This is a genomic window from Bacillus mobilis (assembly GCF_001884045.1).
Classification (GTDB): Bacteria; Bacillota; Bacilli; order Bacillales; family Bacillaceae_G; genus Bacillus_A; species Bacillus_A mobilis.
On sequence record NZ_MACF01000004.1, the window covers coordinates 1 to 19,012 of the forward strand.

Here is a 19,012-nt window from a genome sequence, read left to right on the forward strand (position 1 = left end):
AAAGTAGAAATCACAGTGGATGAAGAGAACGGAAAAGGAAAAGTCACTGTGAAAGATAAAGATGGAAATACAATTATTGAAAAAGAAGTAACAGTGAAAGTGAAAGACGACCAAGGCGGCAAGGATGACCAAGGCGGCAAGGATGACCAAGGCGGCAAGGATGACCAAGGCGGCAAGGATGACCAAGGTGGCAAAGACGACCAAGGCAGCAAAGATGGCAAGGACGGTCAAGATGGTAAGGATGGCCAAGACGGAAAAGATGGTAAGGATGGTCAAGACGGAAAAGACGGAAAAGACGGAAAAGACGGCCAAGACGGTAAGGGTGGCCAAGATGGTAAGGACGGCCAAGACGGAAAAGATGGCCAAGACGGCAAGGATGGTCAAGATGGTAAGGACGGCCAAGATGGAAAAGACGGTAAGGATGGCCAAGACGGTAAGGATGGCCAAGATGGCAAGGATGGCCAAGACGGTAAGGATGGCCAAGATGGCAAGGATGGTCAAGACGACCAAGGCGGAAAAGACGACCGAGGTGGCAAAGACGATCAAAACGGTAAAGACGACCAAGGCGGCAAGGATGACCAAGGTGGCAAGGACGATCAAAACGGCAAAGACGATCAGAATGGCAAAGACGATCAAAACAGCAAAGATGATCAAGTTGGCAAGGACGATCAAACTACAACTAACTTGAATAAAGACAATATAAACAATCAAGGCAATAATGGTGGTCAAGGTAATGCGAATAATGAAAGTAGTAAAGGTAATGGAACGAACTCTGCAAAAGAGTTACCACAAACAGGAGCAAGCGCATCTGCGTATCCGTTAGTTGGTTCTTTACTAGTCCTTCTTTCAGGAGTAGTAGCATTCTTTAGAAGAAAGAAATAAAGTGAAACTTTAATCAGTGGGGGTTTTCTTCATCCCCCACTGATTATCAGCCCTCACCAATCGGACTTTTATGGGCAGTTGATCCCCCACTTAAATTCTTTGCTTTCGCTGAATTTTGAGGTGGGGGTCTTACTGCCCATTAAAGCGGGATAAAGTGAACAATGGTCGTTAGAGGAAACTCTGGCGGCTATTTTTTTATTTGTGAAAAGGATTTGCTATAAGTTGAGAGAAGAGTATATTCATTAAATGATTAGGAGAGGAATGCTTATGAAAAAGTGGGGGTGTTTATGTAGCTTTTTGATTATATTAGTAGCATGCTCACAACATAACATTACAATTGATAAGAAGAATGATGTCATTGTAAAGGCAGCAGGAATTTCTAATCTAGATAGATTTGAAAAGTTTGTTTTGAATGTGGAACAAGGGGAAGTTGATAAAATAAGAATTGTACATTATACACATGAAGGTGATCCGATTTTTCAAACGTTAGAGTATAGTGGAACAGATATAATTCATAGGTTAGATAATAGGAAAGATCGATTTGCTGGTAATCATACAGATATAGATGAAGATAGCTGTAAAAGGATTGTTAAAGAGCAGCGTGAATTACAAACGGCTTATAGGTTAATAGACTGTGTGAATGAAAATGGGCGCAATGGATATGATTTATTATATGTACCTGAAAAATAGAGTTAGTAGAGGAAGGAAGTTTTGACTCCTTCCTTTTTCTATGTATATATTGTCGAAAATTTTACCGAATATCTGTTCGTTTTTTTAGGTTTTTTATGGGCGTTCGTGGTAAAATAATAATACAGATTTTTATGAGGAGGTCGGATTATACTTGGAACATCAATTTGAAATTATTTCAGCGTATTCCCCGCAAGGTGATCAGCCGGTAGCTATAGAGAAGCTTGTAGAGGGAATTAATAGTGGAAAGAAAAAGCAAGTGTTGCTTGGAGCGACAGGAACGGGTAAGACATTTACGATTTCAAATGTCATTAAAGAAGTGCAGAAGCCAACACTTGTCATGGCTCATAATAAAACGTTAGCAGGACAGTTATATAGTGAGCTGAAAGATTTCTTTCCGAATAATGCAGTTGAATATTTTGTTAGTTATTACGATTATTATCAGCCAGAAGCGTATGTACCGCAAACAGATACGTTCATTGAAAAAGATGCGCAGATTAATGATGAAATTGATAAATTGCGTCACTCAGCAACATCTGCACTATTTGAACGGGATGATGTAATTATTGTTGCGAGTGTTTCGTGTATATATGGTTTAGGTTCCCCAGAAGAATACCGTGAGTTAGTTGTTTCACTTCGAGTTGGTATGGAAAAGGACCGCAATCAATTGCTTCGTGAGCTTGTTGATGTGCAGTATGGACGTAATGACATTGATTTCAAGCGTGGTACATTCCGTGTGCGCGGAGATGTAGTTGAAATCTTCCCAGCATCACTTGATGAGCATTGTATTCGAATTGAGTTTTTCGGCGATGAAATTGATCGCATTCGCGAAGTAAATGCGTTAACAGGTGAAGTATTAGCAGAACGTGATCATGTAGCAATCTTCCCAGCATCTCACTTCGTTACACGTGAAGAAAAGATGAAAGTCGCTATTGAAAATATCGAAAAAGAATTAGAAGAGCGTTTAAAGGAATTAAATGATAATGGCAAGCTGCTAGAAGCACAGCGTATAGAGCAACGTACACGTTATGATTTAGAAATGATGCGCGAGATGGGATTTTGTTCAGGGATTGAAAACTATTCCCGTCATTTAACACTTCGTCCAGCGGGCGCAACGCCGTATACGTTATTAGACTATTTCCCAGAAGATTTCTTAATTGTTATGGATGAGTCACACGTATCCGTACCACAAGTAAGAGCGATGTATAACGGGGACCAAGCACGTAAGCAAGTACTTGTGGATCATGGATTCCGTTTGCCATCAGCTTTAGATAATAGACCGCTTACGTTTGATGAGTTTGAAGAGAAAACGAATCAAGTTATTTACGTTTCGGCAACGCCAGGACCGTACGAGTTAGAGCAGTCACCAGAAGTAATAGAACAAATTATTCGTCCAACAGGACTTTTAGATCCACCAATTGATATACGACCAATTGAAGGACAAATTGATGATTTATTAGGAGAAATTCAAGATCGCATTGCAAAAAATGAACGTGTATTAATTACGACTTTAACGAAGAAGATGTCAGAGGATTTAACGGATTACTTAAAAGATGTAGGAATTAAAGTGAACTATCTTCACTCTGAAATTAAAACGTTAGAACGTATTGAAATTATTCGTGACCTTCGCCTTGGTAAGTTTGATGTACTTGTTGGTATTAACTTATTACGAGAAGGATTAGATATTCCAGAAGTATCACTTGTAGCTATTTTAGATGCTGATAAGGAAGGATTCTTGCGTTCAGAGCGTTCATTGATTCAAACAATTGGTCGTGCGGCACGTAATGAAAACGGCCGCGTAATTATGTACGCAGATCGTATAACAAGGTCGATGGGAATTGCGATTGAAGAAACGCAGCGTCGTCGTACGATACAAGAAGCTTACAATAAAGAGCATGGTATTACGCCGAAAACGATTCAAAAAGGCGTGCGTGATGTTATCCGTGCAACGACAGCTGCTGAAGAACCAGAAACATATGAAGCAGCGCCAGCTAAGAAGATGACGAAAAAAGAGCGTGAAAAAACAATTGCGAAGATGGAAGCAGAGATGAAAGAAGCAGCAAAAGCGTTAGATTTCGAGCGTGCAGCTGAATTAAGAGATTTACTATTAGAATTAAAAGCGGAAGGGTGAACAGAGTGAGCGTGAGCAAGGATTTTATTGTTGTAAAAGGTGCTAGAGCACATAACTTAAAAAATATTGATGTAACCATTCCGAGAAATCAGCTTGTTGTTGTGACGGGATTGTCTGGTTCAGGGAAATCATCATTAGCATTTGATACGATTTATGCAGAAGGGCAACGCAGATACGTAGAATCGTTATCTGCGTATGCGCGCCAGTTTTTAGGACAAATGGATAAGCCGGATGTAGATACGATTGAAGGATTGTCACCAGCGATTTCAATCGATCAAAAAACAACGAGTCGTAATCCCCGTTCAACTGTCGGAACGGTAACGGAGATTTATGATTATTTACGTCTACTATTCGCACGAATTGGTACGCCGATTTGTCCGAATCATGGTATTGAAATTACATCACAAACAGTAGAGCAGATGGTAGACCGTGTACTTGAATATCCTGAACGTACGAAATTACAAGTGTTAGCTCCTATTGTTTCTGGGCGTAAAGGTGCGCATGTGAAAGTGCTTGAAGACATTAAGAAGCAAGGATATGTTCGTGTACGTGTTGATGGTGAAATGCTTGATGTATCTGAAGATATTGCGTTAGATAAAAATAAGAAGCATTCTATTGAAGTTGTAATTGATCGTATTGTTGTAAAAGAAGGAATCGCAAGCCGTCTTGCGGATTCTCTTGAAAGTGCATTAAGACTTGGCGGGGGACGAGTGTTAATTGATGTAATGGGAGAAGAGGAACTTCTATTTAGTGAACATCATGCTTGCCCACATTGTGGTTTTTCAATCGGAGAATTAGAGCCGCGTATGTTCTCATTCAACAGTCCATTCGGGGCATGTCCTTCTTGTGATGGACTTGGTTCAAAGTTAGAGGTAGATTTAGAACTTGTTATTCCGAACTGGGATTTATCGTTAAATGAACATGCGATTGCGCCTTGGGAACCGACAAGCTCACAATATTACCCACAGCTTTTACAATCTGTATGTAATCATTACGGCGTTGATATGGATATGCCTGTAAAAGATATACCGAAAGATTTATTTGATAAAGTGTTGTACGGAAGCGGAGAAGAGAAAGTTTATTTCCGTTATGTAAATGAATTTGGTCAAGTAAAGGAAAATGAGATTTTATTTGAAGGTGTTATTCCGAATATTGAACGTCGTTATCGTGAAACGAGTTCTGATTATATTCGTGAGCAAATGGAAAAGTATATGGCAGAGCAAGCTTGTCCAAAGTGTAAAGGTGGACGCTTAAAGCCTGAGAGTTTAGCTGTTTTCGTTGGTGATAAAACGATTGCTGATGTAACGAAGTATTCTGTTCAAGAAGTACAGGAATTCTTCTCAAATGTGGAGCTAACGGAGAAGCAACAAAAAATTGCTCATTTAATTTTAAGAGAAATCCAAGAGCGTGTTGGATTCTTAGTGAACGTCGGTTTAGATTATTTAACGTTAAGTCGTGCCGCAGGAACTTTATCAGGTGGTGAGGCACAGCGTATACGTTTAGCGACACAAATCGGTTCTCGTCTGACTGGCGTACTTTACATTCTTGATGAGCCTTCTATCGGTTTGCACCAGCGTGATAACGATCGTCTTATTCGCACATTGCAAGAAATGCGCGATTTAGGAAATACGTTAATTGTCGTTGAGCATGATGAAGACACGATGATGGCTGCTGATTATTTACTTGATATCGGACCTGGTGCAGGTATTCACGGTGGTCAAGTTGTGTCAGCAGGTACACCAGCTGAAGTGATGCAAGATGATAATTCGCTAACAGGTAAGTATTTAAGTGGTAAAGAGTTTATTCCGGTTCCACTTGAAAGACGTAAAGGTGACGGAAGAAAAGTGGAAATTGTCGGTGCCAAAGAGAATAACTTAAAGAATGCGAAGATGTCATTCCCACTTGGTACGTTTGTAGCGGTAACCGGTGTATCTGGATCAGGTAAAAGTACGATGATTAATGAGGTACTATATAAATCGTTAGCGCAAAAATTATATAAAGCGAAGGCGAAGCCAGGTACTCATAAAGAAATTAAAGGTCTTGAGCATTTAGATAAAGTAATTGACATTGATCAATCGCCAATCGGGCGTACACCACGTTCTAATCCAGCGACGTATACAGGTGTATTCGATGATATTCGTGATGTGTTTGCGCAAACGAATGAAGCGAAAGTGCGCGGATATCAAAAAGGGCGTTTCAGCTTTAATGTAAAAGGTGGACGTTGTGAAGCGTGCCGTGGTGATGGAATTATTAAAATCGAAATGCACTTCTTACCAGACGTATACGTTCCGTGTGAAGTTTGTCACGGTAAACGTTATAACCGCGAGACGTTAGAAGTGAAATATAAAGATAAAAACATTTCTGAAGTGTTAGGGATGACTATTGAAGACGGGGTAGAGTTCTTCGCTAATATCCCGAAAATTAAGCGTAAACTTCAAACGCTTGTAGATGTTGGGCTTGGTTATATGAAATTAGGGCAGCCAGCTACGACGTTATCTGGTGGTGAAGCGCAGCGCGTGAAGCTAGCTTCTGAATTACACCGTCGTTCGACTGGGCGTACGTTATATATTTTAGATGAGCCAACGACTGGTTTACATGCACATGATATCGCGCGTCTTCTAGAAGTTCTGCAACGTCTTGTTGAGAGCGGTGAAACCGTACTTGTAATTGAACATAATTTAGATGTAATTAAAACAGCTGATTATATCGTTGACCTTGGACCAGAAGGCGGAGACAAGGGTGGACAAATCGTTGCTTCCGGAACGCCAGAGCAAGTGGTGAAAGAAGAGCGCTCGTATACAGGTAAGTATTTAAAAGAGATTTTAGATCGTGATAAAGCAAGAATGAAAGAGAGAATAAAAGAAGTAGAGTTATCGCAATAAGTGTATTACGAAAAACCGAGTGGCATTTCCACTCGGTTTTTCGTTCATAGGGGGAGAAAATGGAGTTTACAGATGTTTTAAGAAAGAAAAACATGAAGGTAAGAGAGTTTCAAAGTTGGGGTGTATATTTTCGTAAGCGCTGGGAGGATCATTTTGCAAACCATTTAAGTGATGAGGAAAAAGAAGACATTTTCCTGTATGGAGATAAGTATGCATGTGGGTATCTTTGGCACGTATTTAGTTATGAGAAAAAGAAGTGTATAGAGGGTGAAGAAGCGGAGAACGCGTTTCATAACGAAGCGAAAAAGGAGTGCTATATATTCTATCAACATTGTGATGATGTACTGCTAATAAAAGATGCGAGTTTATTACATATGGATGATATATTGTGTGAGAGGGACGATATGTATAAAGGGGATATCTATGTCGTAGACAAAGCGTTCACTTGGACCTTTGTAAAAACTCATGAACATAGATGGTGTGGCCCTTATTTTACGAGGAAATGTTAGTAGGTATACAAGCATGGTGAATAGAATAAGTTGATATAAGTATTTGTGTGATACTTGCGTTTATTATCTATTAGCGTATGATGAAATATATATGTCAAAAGGATGTGTAAGAAAATGAGATGGATTGTATCACTTCTTGTAAATAGCGTTGTGTTAATCGCTGTATCGGGACTTTTAAAAGGGATTGCGCCAGACGCGTTTTATGTAGCAAATATACAAACTGCAATTATAGCGAGTATTATCTTGGCCGTTTTAAATGTGTTCGTAAAACCGTTTTTAATTTTAATTACGCTACCGATTACTGTTGTAACTTTCGGGTTCTTCTTAATTGTTATTAATGCGATTACGTTAAAAATAGCAGATTCATTATTAGGAGATGCATTTAATATATCAGGATTCGGTGTAGCAATTGTAGCGGCAATTTGTATTTCAATTTTTAATATGATTATTGAAAAGGCAATTGTGGAACCACTATACGAAAAAAAGAGAAAATGACAAAAAGAAAAACATTTCATGATGTGTATGAAATGTTTTTTTCTATTTATTAGAAACCGTATTTCTTGTTTCCAGAAAAAAATGGTACAATATCCGGTAGAATGGAATTTTACATCAAATGAGACTGAACCCGCAGCGGAGTGGAGGTTTATACATATGCCGAAAGTAAGGACAAAAGATTTAATTGAACAATTTCAATTGGAGTTAATAAGTGGTGAAGAAGGAATTCATCGTCCGATTGATACAAGTGATTTATCGCGACCTGGAATTGAAATGGCAGGATTTTTCACATATTATCCAGCTGATCGCGTACAGCTTCTTGGTAAAACGGAGCTTACGTTCTTTGACACGTTAACGTCAGAGCAAAAACAAGAGAGAATGAAAGCGCTTTGTACTGAGGAGACGCCGTGTATTATTATAACTCGTAATCAAGATGTACCAGATGAGTTACTGCAAGCGTCACGTGAATCGGGTATGCCTTTATTACGTTCTTCTCAAACGACAACAAGATTATCAAGTCGTTTAACAAATTATTTAGAAGGTAAGTTAGCACCAACAACAGCTGTACATGGTGTGTTAGTAGATATTTATGGTGTTGGTGTTTTAATTACAGGTCAAAGTGGTGTCGGTAAAAGTGAGACAGCTCTTGAGCTTGTGAAACGTGGTCACCGTCTTGTTGCGGATGATAGCGTAGAAATTCGCCAAGAAGATGAAGACACATTAGTAGGAAGCTCACCAGATTTAATTGAGCATTTATTAGAAATTCGTGGTCTAGGTATCATTAACGTTATGACGTTATTCGGTGCAGGGGCAGTGCGAAATTATAAGCGTATTACACTTGTTATTAATCTTGAAATTTGGGATCAAAAGAAAAATTACGATCGCTTAGGTCTTGATGAAGAGAAGATGAAGATTATTGATACAGAACTTACGAAGATTACACTTCCAGTTCGTCCTGGTCGAAACTTGGCTGTTATTATTGAAGTAGCAGCGATGAACTTCCGTTTGAAACGTATGGGAGTCAATGCAGCACAACAGTTCTCTGAACGATTAATGAGTGCGATTGAGTTAGGAAATCAGGAGTAAACTTTGGAGAGGGAGGTCATACATATGCTGTTAGGTTCTGTACCACAGCTTGACCGCGTAGCGATCCAACTTGGACCGTTTCCTGTTTATTGGTACGGGATTATTATCGGTACAGGTGTGCTACTAGGTCTTTGGCTAGCAACTCGCGAGGGAGAAAGGCTAGGTATTCCAAAAGATACATTTGTTGACCTTGTATTAATTGCAGTACCGATCGCTATTCTATTTGCGAGAATGTACTACGTTATTTTTGAATGGGAATATTACGCGCAAAACCCGAGTCAAATTATTAATATTCGTCAAGGTGGCTTGGCGATTCATGGTGGTTTAATCGGGGCTGTTATTACAGGGATTCTTTTTGCGAAACGCCGCGGGGTTTCATTCTGGAAGTTGGCTGATATTGCTGCGCCAAGTATTTTACTAGGACAAGCAATTGGCCGATGGGGAAACTTTATGAACCAAGAGGCACATGGTGATGAAGTAACGAGACAGTTTTTAGAGGGTCTTCATTTACCGGATTTCATTATTAATCAAATGTATATTGAAGGTGTGTACTATCACCCAACGTTTTTATATGAATCACTATGGAATTTTGCAGGTGTCGTTTTATTACTTGCATTACGAAAAGTGAATTTACGACGCGGGGAATTATTCTTCACATATTTAATTTGGTATTCAGTAGGGCGCTTCTTCGTAGAAGGCTTACGTACAGATAGTTTAATGCTAGGACCACTTCGTATCGCACAAGTAATGTCAATTGGACTTGTTGTTATTTCTATTATTTTCATTATTGTGAGACGAAAAATGGGGCAAGCTGATAAAAGATATTCGGAAAATTAGAGAAAAGTAGCATCTTATTATGAGATGCTGCTTCTTTCATATTCAGGAAAGAGAAGGGACTAAGGCAATGAGAATAAATACAGTGTTATTTGATTTAGATGGAACGTTAATTAATACAAACGAACTTATTATTTCTTCTTTTTTACATACGTTACATACATATTATCCAAATCAATATAAGCGTGAAGATGTATTGCCATTCATTGGTCCATCTTTACATGATACTTTCAGCAAGATTGATGAGAACAAGGTTGAAGAGATGATTACATGTTATCGTCAATTTAACCATGAGCATCACGATGAATTAGTGGAAGAATATGAAACTGTATATGAAACAGTTCAAGAGTTGAAGAAGCAAGGCTATAAAGTTGGTATTGTTACAACGAAAGCGAGACAAACAGTTGAAATGGGATTAAAGCTGTCAAAGCTTGATGAATTTTTTGATGTTGTCGTGACAATTGATGATGTAGAGCATGTGAAACCACATCCAGAGCCACTTCAAAAAGCGCTTGAGTTATTAGATGCGAAACCGGAAGAAGCATTGATGGTTGGTGATAACCACCATGATATTGTTGGCGGACAAAATGCTGGTACGAAAACGGCTGCTGTTTCATGGACGTTGAAAGGTAGAGCGTATTTAGAGTCTTACAAGCCGGACTTTATGCTAGATAAAATGAGTGATTTGCTACCGATTTTATCTAATATCAACCGGTCATAAAGGTCCAAGTAAGTTAGTAGGGGAGCGAGCTAAGTGCGACGGACAACGCGCTATCCTGTTTCGGGAGAGAATTCATTATGGAATGTGTATAAAACAGTGTCCTTTTGGAAGGTAATGAAGAACTTTATTATTATCCAAATTGCACGTTACACGCCATTTTTATCCGTTAAGAATTGGTTGTACCGCACATTCTTACGGATGAAAGTCGGAAAGAAAACATCATTTGCGCTTATGGTAATGCCGGACATTATGTTCCCAGAAAAGATAACTGTGGGAGAGAATTCGATTGTCGGCTATAACACAACGCTTTTAGCACATGAATATTTAATTCGTGAATATCGACTTGGAGAGATCATCATAGGAAATGAAGTGATGATTGGAGCGAATACGACTATATTACCAGGTGTAAAAATTGGGGATGGCGCGATTATTTCAGCTGGCACACTTGTTCATAGAGATGTCCCAAGTGGTGCTTTCGTGGGTGGAAATCCAATGCGTGTTATTTATACGAAAGAAGAAATGGATGCTAGAGAAGGTTGATAGCAAAAATGTAACATTTCTCTTCTTTTTTAATGAATAAAAAGGAAATAATTGAGTATAATATACTGTTTTGTTTTTTACGGAATCGTTTATACTTATAGATAGAAGAATGTGTGAACGAAGAAAACAAAAAACTGGAGGATATATGGGGAAAAATCAAGGAATATATAAGGAGAACGGACAAGTTATCTCTTTTAATCAATTAGCGGACTTCTTTTATAAAAAAGGGATGAGGGCTTACAAAGGGCAAAAATTGCAAGATGCAATTAAATATTTTCGAAGAGCGGCACAAAGTGAGAAGGAGCCGTTTATTTTATGCCAATTAGCAACAGTATTATCTGAGGCTGGTGAATATCAAGAGTCGAATCAAATCTTCTTTAAGCTTGTTAGATCTAATCCAGAACTTGAACAGTGCTATTATTTTATTGCAAATAATTATGCATATATGGGGCTATTTCAGCAGGCGAAAAAGTATGCGGATCGCTATTTAGAAGTTGCAGAAGAGAAGGAATTTGTAGAAGATACATTAGAATTACTTGAGATTATGGAAGAAGAAGCGATGGGTGCGGAAGAGATTGAGGATGAAGATGATTTAATTGTTATGCAGGAAGAAGCGAATCGTTATATTCGTAACGGACAATTGGAAGAAGCAATTGCTACATTAGAAATTGTTACGAAAGATTATCCGGAATTTTGGTCGGGTCATAATAATTTAGCCATTGCACATTTTCAATCTGGTAATGTAGATAAGGCGCTGAAGTTAACGGAAATGATTTTAGAGAAAAATCCTGGTAATATACATGCGCTTTGTAACACGCTTATTTTTCTATATTCAATTGGAGAGCATAAACAAGTAGAAGCGTTGGCTGCTCAGTTAGTTTCGGTATATCCAATTTCGTTCGAGCATCGTTTGAAACTTGGAACGACACTTGCAACAATTGGTCATTTTGAGCCTGCATATAAATGGTTCAAAGTATTAAAGCGTCAAGGATACGAGGGAGACGTTAGTTTTTATTATTGGTTTGCATATTCTGCTTATATGGTGAAAGATCAGCAAGTAGCTGAAAAAATGTGGCAACATGTTGTAGAATTGCACCCTGATAAAAAGGGAAAAGAGCCGTGGAATGCGCTGAATTTAGCAGATGAAGGACAAAACGTATTATTTGAAGAATTACGAAAATCATTTCAGCAAAGTGGGACGCTAGAGGAACAAATGCTAGCTTTATATTTAATGAATGAATTGTCCACGCCAGAGAAGGTGGGATTCTTCTTTGATGTAACGCAGGCGAAGAACGGTGTTCCAATCGTATCGCAACTTGCAAAGTATTTCTTTTTACTCAATAGCCATAAGAGCATTCCGGCTGATTTACAGCAATTTGAACAGTGTGCGCGAATTGCGGATGCTTTATATAATTATACGAAAAAAGATGATGAATTAATCGAAGAGTGTTTACAATTTTGGTTCTGTACGTTCATACGTTTATATACATCTGGGGCAGTTTTCACAAATGTATACGGATGGTCAGCTGCGGTTGAATATATCGTACGCAGCGAACAAGGAAATAAGATGACACAGTCGGAGCTTGGAGATGTATATAATGTATCTGTAGCGACTGTTCGAAAGTATGTGCAGGCTGTTAAGCGTACGCACACATAATGTAAGCAAATCATTGGGAAAAAAATGATGCTAACAGTATAATGAGGGTAACTTAATTGTGTAGGAATGAATAGGAGTGAATAGTGTGTCAGAAGAAAAAATTTATGATGTCATTATTATTGGTGCAGGACCAGCTGGTATGACAGCTGCAGTATATACATCTCGTGCGAATTTAAGCACATTAATGCTTGAGCGTGGTATTCCAGGTGGGCAAATGGCAAACACAGAAGATGTAGAAAACTACCCAGGTTATGAGTCTATTTTAGGACCAGACTTATCAAATAAAATGTTCGAGCATGCGAAGAAATTTGGTGCTGAATATGCATACGGTGATGTGAAAGCAGTCATCGATGGTAAAGAATACAAAACAATTATTGCTGGTAAAAAAGAATATAAAGCACGTGCAATTATCGTTGCAAGCGGTGCAGAGTATAAAAAAATTGGTGTGCCAGGCGAAGCAGAACTTGGCGGCCGCGGTGTATCATATTGTGCAGTATGTGATGGTGCTTTCTTTAAAGGAAAAGAACTTGTAGTTATTGGTGGCGGAGATTCTGCTGTTGAAGAGGGTGTGTTCTTAACACGCTTCGCATCGAAGGTAACAATTGTTCACCGTCGTGACACGCTTCGTGCACAGAAAATTTTACAAGATCGTGCTTTCCAAAACGAGAAAGTAGATTTCATTTGGAATCACACTATTAAAGAAATTAACGATGCAAATGGTAAAGTAGGAAGCGTAACACTTGTAGACGTAAACAGTGGAGAAGAGAAAGAAGTCAAAACTGACGGTGTATTCGTATACATCGGTATGTTACCATTATCAAAACCATTTGTTGAACTAGGTATTACAAATGAAAATGGTTACCTTGAAACAAACGAGCGTATGGAAACGAAAGTTCCAGGTATTTTCGCAGCTGGTGATGTTCGTGAAAAAATGCTACGTCAAATTGTAACTGCAACAGGTGATGGTAGTATTGCAGCACAAAGTGCACAACATTACGTAGAAGAATTATTAGAAGAACTAAAAACTGTATCAGAAAAATAAGGGATAACATACCTTTTGAGAAGAAAGCTACCGATAGGAGCTTTCTTCTTTTTTTGTGAAAATGTCAAAGTTTTGTCAAAAAATATTAGGATTATAAGCTTTCTTATTGATATACTGGACTTTACGGAAAAAATCACTATAAGAAATGAGGAATTTATTCAGTATGGAATGGCGTAATATATATCGTGGATTTTGTATGGGCGTTAGTGATTTAATTCCTGGTGTGAGCGGCGGTACAATCGCTGTTGTGTTAGGGATTTATGAACAATTACTTGCGGCAATTAGTGGATTCTTTAGTCGTGAATGGAAAAAACATTTAGGATTTTTAATTCCCCTTGCAGCTGGTGTGGCAGCAGCGTTTTTAACATTAAGCCACGTTATTAAATATTTACTTGCAAATCATTATGAACCGACTCAATTTTTCTTCCTCGGTTTAATTATTAGTATATTACCGATGTTAATGAGAGAAGCTGATGCAAAGTCTTCGTTTAAGGGTAAGCACATTGTTTTACTAATCGTTGCAGCAATTCTTGTTGCGATCACAGCTTTCTTTAAACCGGATAAGGCAGCAGATCCAATTACGACGTTAACAATTTTAAATGCAATTGGTTTATTTTTCGCAGGATGGATGGCTAGTATGGCTATGTTGCTTCCTGGAATTAGCGGATCATTTATTTTATTAATTATTGGTGTGTATCCAACAGCAATTAATGCTTTAACTACACTGAACTTACCTTTAATCGTAGTTATCGGTGCTGGTGTTATGGTAGGGTTTGTTGTAAGTAGTAAAGGAATTAGTTTCTTGTTAGATCGTTATAAAAGTATGACATTTGCGGCAATTATTGGACTTGTTATCGGCTCAATTGTAATTGTGTTCCCTGGTATTCCAACTGGAGGATTTTCGATTATCAGTTCAATTATTACCTTTATTTTAGGATTTGCGATTGTTACTTATTTCGGTAAGAAATAAGTACTTTAATCCCCTTGGCGATAAAAATCGTTAAGGGGATTTTTCATGCTATTCATTGAAAGTCTAGGCATTTACATTGCTTGTTATAGAAAGCTTTTTTAAAATTGTTGAGTAGCAGTGCTTAGCGAAAGGGGACTGGCTCCTTCGTTGTAGCAAACTGTTTTTGATAGTATAATGAAATGAGTATGCAGTGAGAAATTTACTGCAAGTAGCTGAGGTGAAGAAACATGCAAAGAGTGACAAACTGTGTGTTAGTTAGAGATAATGAAGTACTCTTACTCCAAAAACCTCGCCGAAATTGGTGGGTTGCACCAGGCGGGAAAATGGAGCGTGGTGAGACAGTAAGAGATTCCGTTGTTCGCGAGTATCGTGAAGAAACAGGTATTTATTTAAAGAACCCAGCGTTAAAAGGGGTCTTCACCTTTGTCATCCAAGAAGGTGATAAGGTTGTTTCTGAATGGATGATGTTCTCCTTTTTAGCGACAGATTTTGCAGGAGAAAACAAACTAGAGAGCGAAGAAGGCATCATTGGTTGGCATACATTTGACAAAATTGATGATTTAGCAATGGCACCAGGAGATTATCACATTATTGATTATTTAATTAAAGGAAATGGCATAATCTACGGTACATTTGTATATACCCCAGATTTTGAGTTGCTTTCATATCGATTAGATCCGAGTTAAACCGTCAAGGAGAGGATACGATGACAGAGAATAATGATATAAAAATGGTAATTATTACAGGAATGTCTGGAGCTGGAAAGACAGTAGCTTTACAAAGTTTTGAAGATTTAGGATATTTCTGTGTAGATAATTTACCACCGATGTTATTGCCAAAGTTTATTGAGCTTATGGCGGATTCAAAAGGGAAAATGAATAAAGTGGCACTTGGCGTTGATTTACGTGGCCGAGAGTTTTTCGAACATTTATGGGGAGCACTTGATGATTTATCAGAACGTACATGGATTATTCCTCATATTTTATTCTTAGATGCGAAAGATGGCACGCTTGTAACTCGTTATAAAGAAACGAGACGTTCGCATCCACTTGCACCAACTGGTTTGCCGTTAAAGGGAATCGAAATGGAGCGCAGTTTATTAACTGATATGAAGGCACGAGCGAATATTGTACTGGATACATCGGATTTAAAACCGAAAGAATTACGTGAAAAAATTGTTCATCTGTTTTCAACTGAAACTGAGCAAGCATTTCGTGTAAATGTTATGTCATTTGGATTTAAGTACGGTATTCCAATTGATGCAGATTTAGTATTTGATGTTCGTTTTTTACCAAATCCATACTACATTCCACATATGAAGCCATTAACAGGACTAGATGAGGAAGTTTCATCGTATGTGCTGAAATTTAATGAGACACATAAGTTTTTAGAGAAATTGACGGATCTTATTACTTTCATGCTGCCTCATTATAAAAGAGAAGGCAAAAGTCAACTTGTAATTGCAATTGGATGTACAGGTGGACAGCATCGTTCTGTTACGCTTACAGAATACCTTGGGAAACATTTGAAACCAGAGTATAGCGTTCATGTATCTCATCGTGATGTGGAGAAGAGAAAGGGCCATTAAGGGATGAAAAAAGAGAGAAAACCTAAAATTGTTATCATGGGAGGCGGTACTGGACTCTCTGTTTTATTACGAGGATTAAAACAATATCCAGTTGATATTACAGCAGTTGTTACAATCGCTGATGATGGTGGCAGTTCAGGTAGATTACGTGATGAGCTAGAAATTCCACCCCCAGGTGACATTCGCAACGTACTTGTTGCGTTATCAGATGTAGAACCGCTGGTGGAAGCTTTATTTCAGCATCGTTTCACAACGGGAGACGGGCTGAAAGGTCATGCGTTAGGAAATTTATTATTGGCGGGTATGACCTCGATTACAGGAGACTTCTTCCATGCGATTACGGAAACGAGTAAAGTGTTAAATGTCAGAGGACGTGTGTTACCAGCAGCGAACCAAAGTGCGGTACTTCATGCGGAACTAGAAGATGGAGAAATTGTAACAGGTGAATCAAAAATTCCTTATTACGGAAAGAAGATTAACCGCGTCTTTTTAACTCCAGAAGATGTAGAGCCGTTACATGAAACGTTGGCTGAGATTAAACGAGCTGATTTACTTGTTTTTGGTCCAGGAAGTTTGTATACGAGTATATTACCGAATTTAGTTGTTAACAAAATTGGGGACGCTGTTCTTGCTGCAAAAGCAAAGAAGGTATATGTGTGTAATGTGATGACGCAAGCTGGTGAAACGATGGGATATACTGCGTTTGACCATGTGCAGGCGTTACATGATCATTTAGGTAAACCATTTATCGATACTGCAATTGTAAATAACCGTGATATTCCTTGTGAATTACGTCAGTTATATGAGGAAGAAATGTCGGCACCAGTTGTAGTAGATGAAGAGCGTTTTGCAGAGAGCAATATTGATGTCATTCAAGATCAATTGGCGAAGTATGATGATCGTGTTGTAAGGCACGATACATTAAAACTAGCTTCTATTTTATATTCACTGTTGTAGATGTGCGTTGCCTCGTTTGAGGTAACGCTCATCCTTTCATATAGGACAAGATTTTTGTTCCAAAGTAATCGTATAAGGAGGTGTTGACTGTGTCATTTGCATCAGAAACAAAGAAAGAGTTGACGAATCTTGAGATGAAGGAATGCTGTGAGAAAGCAGAATTATCAGCGTTACTTCGAATGAACGGATCGCTTTCTTTTTCAAATCGTCGTCTATCTATTGATATTCAAACGGAGAATGCGGCAATTGCAAGAAGGATTTATACGCTTTTGAAAAAAGGATATGACGTGACGGTAGAATTACTTGTTCGTAAAAAAATGCGATTGAAGAAAAATAATGTATATATTGTGCGGCTTGTTGAGAAGTCTCGCGAAATATTAGCTGATCTTCATATTGTTCGAGACGACTTTTCATTTATTCGAAATATATCACAAGAATTGATTGATAAGAAATGTTGTAAACGATCGTATTTACGCGGTGCATTTTTAGCAGGTGGTTCAGTAAATAACCCAGAAACATCATCTTATCATTTAGAAGTCTTTTCGTTATATAAGGAACATAATGATGCTATATGTGAACTGATGAACGGATTTGATTTAAATAGTAAGACGTTGGAAAGAAGAAAAGGGTACATTACGTATTTGAAAGAAGCAGAAAAGATTACGGAGTTTTTAAATATTATAGGCGCTCATAATGCACTTTTAAGATTTGAAGACATTCGAATTGTTCGCGATATGCGTAATTCAGTAAATCGTTTAGTAAACTGCGAAACAGCCAATTTAAATAAAACAATTGGTGCAGCGCTAAGACAGATTGAAAATATCCGTTATATTGATGAGACGGTTGGTCTTGATATATTACCAGATAAACTACGAGAAATTGCACAATTACGAAGAGATTATCAAGATGTAACATTGAAAGAGTTAGGCGAGATGGTATCCGGGGGGAAAATTAGTAAATCGGGTATTAATCATCGTTTGCGTAAAATCGATGAGATTGCAGAGAAATTACGCGCAGGGGAAACGGTAGCGAAAAAATAAGAGGTTAAAGGGGAAATGGAGCTGTGGTTCAAAAACGAGTTAAGGTTTCATTAAAAAACGGTTTACAAGCACGTCCGGCTGCGTTGTTTGTACAAGAGGCCAATCGCTTTCATGCGGATATCTTCATCGAGAAAGATGGAAAGACAGTGAATGCAAAGAGCATAATGGGGATTATGAGCTTAGCAATCGGAACTGGTAGCATGATAACAATTACAACAGAAGGTTCAGATGCAGAAGAAGCTTTAGAAGCATTAGCTGCATATGTACAATAAGAAGCTATCGCGCATGTGCGATAGCTTTTTTGTTTTGTTGTTTTTTGGGCGGGGTGGGGTATGTAGGGGGCGCGCGCTTGTCGAGGATTGTCGGTAATTCGATAAGTTGTGTCGAATCGTCGATATATTGAAAAAATCGCCGATATAATTGGAGTTACGGTCGATATAATTGAAAAATCGCCGATATATTTAGGTGGATACTAGGTGGGGTATGCATGTGCGGAGGCCTCACCATAAAAAAAGCGCCCTGTAAGAGGGCGCTTCCGCTTTAAGTTGTATCTAGCTCCAGCGGCTAGAATCTCCGGTCGTTTCGCCCCTTCATTCGAGGCAAAAAGCGCCTCGGAATCAGGGGCTCCAACGCCCTGCGATTCTAAACGAGCCGCTTCCGCTTTAAGTTATTAACGATTTGTAAAGATCTTATCGATTAAACCGTATTCTAAAGCTTTTTCTGCTGTCATGAAGTTGTCGCGGTCTGTGTCGCGTTGTAGTACTTCAAGTGGTTGACCTGTGCGGTCAGCAAGAATTTGGTTTAGTTTTTCACGTAAGAATAGGATACGTTTTGCAGCGATTTCGATTTCAGTCGCTTGACCTTGTGCTCCACCAAGTGGTTGGTGAATCATTACTTCACTGTTTGGAAGTGCATAACGTTTACCTTTTTCACCTGCTGCAAGTAAGAATGCACCCATAGATGCAGCCATACCGATACAGATTGTTGATAC

19 protein-coding genes are annotated in these 19,012 nt (G+C 38.6%); 18 read left to right on the plus strand and 1 reads right to left on the minus strand.

Features of this window, described 5'->3' with window-relative positions:
- From BAQ44_RS30730 to BAQ44_RS00165, 18 genes are all read left to right on the plus strand, one after another.
- Positions 1–882: LPXTG cell wall anchor domain-containing protein (locus BAQ44_RS30730; RefSeq protein ID WP_071720125.1), on the plus strand; the 882-nt coding region annotated here is incomplete at its 5' end.
- A gap of 267 nt (positions 883–1,149) precedes the next feature.
- Positions 1,150–1,572 (plus strand): DUF4362 domain-containing protein, encoded by a 423-nt coding sequence (locus BAQ44_RS00085; protein ID WP_374702068.1) that lies wholly within the window; start codon positions 1,150–1,152, stop codon positions 1,570–1,572.
- 151 nt (positions 1,573–1,723) lie between these two features.
- Positions 1,724–3,700, plus strand: a complete 1,977-nt coding sequence (uvrB, locus tag BAQ44_RS00090) for an excinuclease ABC subunit B (RefSeq protein ID WP_061679311.1) — start codon at positions 1,724–1,726, stop codon at positions 3,698–3,700.
- Between the two features lie 11 nt (positions 3,701–3,711).
- Positions 3,712–6,582 (plus strand): excinuclease ABC subunit UvrA, encoded by a 2,871-nt coding sequence (gene uvrA, locus BAQ44_RS00095; RefSeq protein ID WP_071720137.1) that lies wholly within the window; start codon positions 3,712–3,714, stop codon positions 6,580–6,582.
- A gap of 59 nt (positions 6,583–6,641) precedes the next feature.
- The gene (locus BAQ44_RS00100; protein WP_071720130.1) at positions 6,642–7,091 is read left to right on the plus strand and encodes a DUF4275 family protein; all 450 of its coding nucleotides are present in this window, start codon (positions 6,642–6,644) and stop codon (positions 7,089–7,091) included.
- 114 nt (positions 7,092–7,205) lie between these two features.
- The gene (locus BAQ44_RS00105) at positions 7,206–7,586 is read left to right on the plus strand and encodes a phage holin family protein (protein ID WP_001267308.1); all 381 of its coding nucleotides are present in this window, start codon (positions 7,206–7,208) and stop codon (positions 7,584–7,586) included.
- Positions 7,587–7,742: 156 nt separating this feature from the next.
- A complete protein-coding gene (gene hprK, locus BAQ44_RS00110; protein WP_029440973.1) occupies positions 7,743–8,672 on the plus strand; it encodes an HPr(Ser) kinase/phosphatase in 930 nt (309 codons plus the stop codon).
- A gap of 24 nt (positions 8,673–8,696) precedes the next feature.
- On the plus strand, positions 8,697–9,509 hold the full coding sequence (gene lgt, locus BAQ44_RS00115; protein WP_071720132.1) for a prolipoprotein diacylglyceryl transferase: 813 nt from the start codon (positions 8,697–8,699) through the stop codon (positions 9,507–9,509).
- Positions 9,510–9,576: 67 nt separating this feature from the next.
- Positions 9,577–10,227, plus strand: coding sequence for a pyrophosphatase PpaX (ppaX, locus tag BAQ44_RS00120; protein WP_071720135.1), 651 nt, complete (start codon positions 9,577–9,579; stop codon positions 10,225–10,227).
- Positions 10,228–10,260: 33 nt separating this feature from the next.
- Entirely contained in the window at positions 10,261–10,767 is a 507-nt protein-coding gene (locus BAQ44_RS00125; protein WP_061679305.1) for an acyltransferase, read from the plus strand.
- A gap of 145 nt (positions 10,768–10,912) precedes the next feature.
- The gene (locus BAQ44_RS00130) at positions 10,913–12,424 is read left to right on the plus strand and encodes a tetratricopeptide repeat protein (RefSeq protein WP_063259556.1); all 1,512 of its coding nucleotides are present in this window, start codon (positions 10,913–10,915) and stop codon (positions 12,422–12,424) included.
- An 85-nt stretch (positions 12,425–12,509) separates the two neighbouring features.
- Complete coding sequence (gene trxB, locus BAQ44_RS00135) at positions 12,510–13,466, plus strand: thioredoxin-disulfide reductase (RefSeq protein ID WP_061679303.1); 957 nt, start codon at positions 12,510–12,512, stop codon at positions 13,464–13,466.
- Positions 13,467–13,629: 163 nt separating this feature from the next.
- Complete coding sequence (locus tag BAQ44_RS00140; protein ID WP_000455196.1) at positions 13,630–14,436, plus strand: DUF368 domain-containing protein; 807 nt, start codon at positions 13,630–13,632, stop codon at positions 14,434–14,436.
- Between the two features lie 227 nt (positions 14,437–14,663).
- On the plus strand, positions 14,664–15,122 hold the full coding sequence (locus BAQ44_RS00145; RefSeq protein ID WP_061679302.1) for an NUDIX hydrolase: 459 nt from the start codon (positions 14,664–14,666) through the stop codon (positions 15,120–15,122).
- Positions 15,123–15,142: 20 nt separating this feature from the next.
- A complete protein-coding gene (rapZ, locus tag BAQ44_RS00150; protein WP_000138462.1) occupies positions 15,143–16,024 on the plus strand; it encodes an RNase adapter RapZ in 882 nt (293 codons plus the stop codon).
- Positions 16,025–16,027: 3 nt separating this feature from the next.
- Positions 16,028–16,981, plus strand: a complete 954-nt coding sequence (locus BAQ44_RS00155; RefSeq protein WP_000712183.1) for a gluconeogenesis morphogenetic factor MgfK — start codon at positions 16,028–16,030, stop codon at positions 16,979–16,981.
- An 89-nt stretch (positions 16,982–17,070) separates the two neighbouring features.
- Positions 17,071–18,021, plus strand: coding sequence for a DNA-binding protein WhiA (gene whiA, locus BAQ44_RS00160; protein WP_061679301.1), 951 nt, complete (start codon positions 17,071–17,073; stop codon positions 18,019–18,021).
- Positions 18,022–18,044: 23 nt separating this feature from the next.
- The gene (locus BAQ44_RS00165; protein WP_000250306.1) at positions 18,045–18,293 is read left to right on the plus strand and encodes an HPr family phosphocarrier protein; all 249 of its coding nucleotides are present in this window, start codon (positions 18,045–18,047) and stop codon (positions 18,291–18,293) included.
- Between the two features lie 398 nt (positions 18,294–18,691).
- On the opposite strand, the gene BAQ44_RS00175 is transcribed toward BAQ44_RS00165, so the two are convergent.
- On the minus strand, positions 18,692–19,012 hold a 321-nt coding region (locus tag BAQ44_RS00175; RefSeq protein WP_180998451.1), incomplete at its 5' end, for an ATP-dependent Clp protease proteolytic subunit.

What these genes read in the sequence shown, in the direction of transcription:
- BAQ44_RS00085 (WP_374702068.1), top strand. Translation starts at nt 1,150, where the DNA reads ATGAAAAAGTGGGGGTGTTTATGTAGCTTTTTGATTATATTAGTAGCA.
- BAQ44_RS00100 (WP_071720130.1), top strand. Translation starts at nt 6,642, where the DNA reads ATGGAGTTTACAGATGTTTTAAGAAAGAAAAACATGAAGGTAAGAGAG.
- BAQ44_RS00105 (WP_001267308.1), top strand. Translation starts at nt 7,206, where the DNA reads ATGAGATGGATTGTATCACTTCTTGTAAATAGCGTTGTGTTAATCGCT.
- hprK (WP_029440973.1), top strand. Translation starts at nt 7,743, where the DNA reads ATGCCGAAAGTAAGGACAAAAGATTTAATTGAACAATTTCAATTGGAG.
- lgt (WP_071720132.1), top strand. Translation starts at nt 8,697, where the DNA reads ATGCTGTTAGGTTCTGTACCACAGCTTGACCGCGTAGCGATCCAACTT.
- ppaX (WP_071720135.1), top strand. Translation starts at nt 9,577, where the DNA reads ATGAGAATAAATACAGTGTTATTTGATTTAGATGGAACGTTAATTAAT.
- BAQ44_RS00130 (WP_063259556.1), top strand. Translation starts at nt 10,913, where the DNA reads ATGGGGAAAAATCAAGGAATATATAAGGAGAACGGACAAGTTATCTCT.
- BAQ44_RS00140 (WP_000455196.1), top strand. Translation starts at nt 13,630, where the DNA reads ATGGAATGGCGTAATATATATCGTGGATTTTGTATGGGCGTTAGTGAT.
- BAQ44_RS00145 (WP_061679302.1), top strand. Translation starts at nt 14,664, where the DNA reads ATGCAAAGAGTGACAAACTGTGTGTTAGTTAGAGATAATGAAGTACTC.
- rapZ (WP_000138462.1), top strand. Translation starts at nt 15,143, where the DNA reads ATGACAGAGAATAATGATATAAAAATGGTAATTATTACAGGAATGTCT.
- BAQ44_RS00155 (WP_000712183.1), top strand. Translation starts at nt 16,028, where the DNA reads ATGAAAAAAGAGAGAAAACCTAAAATTGTTATCATGGGAGGCGGTACT.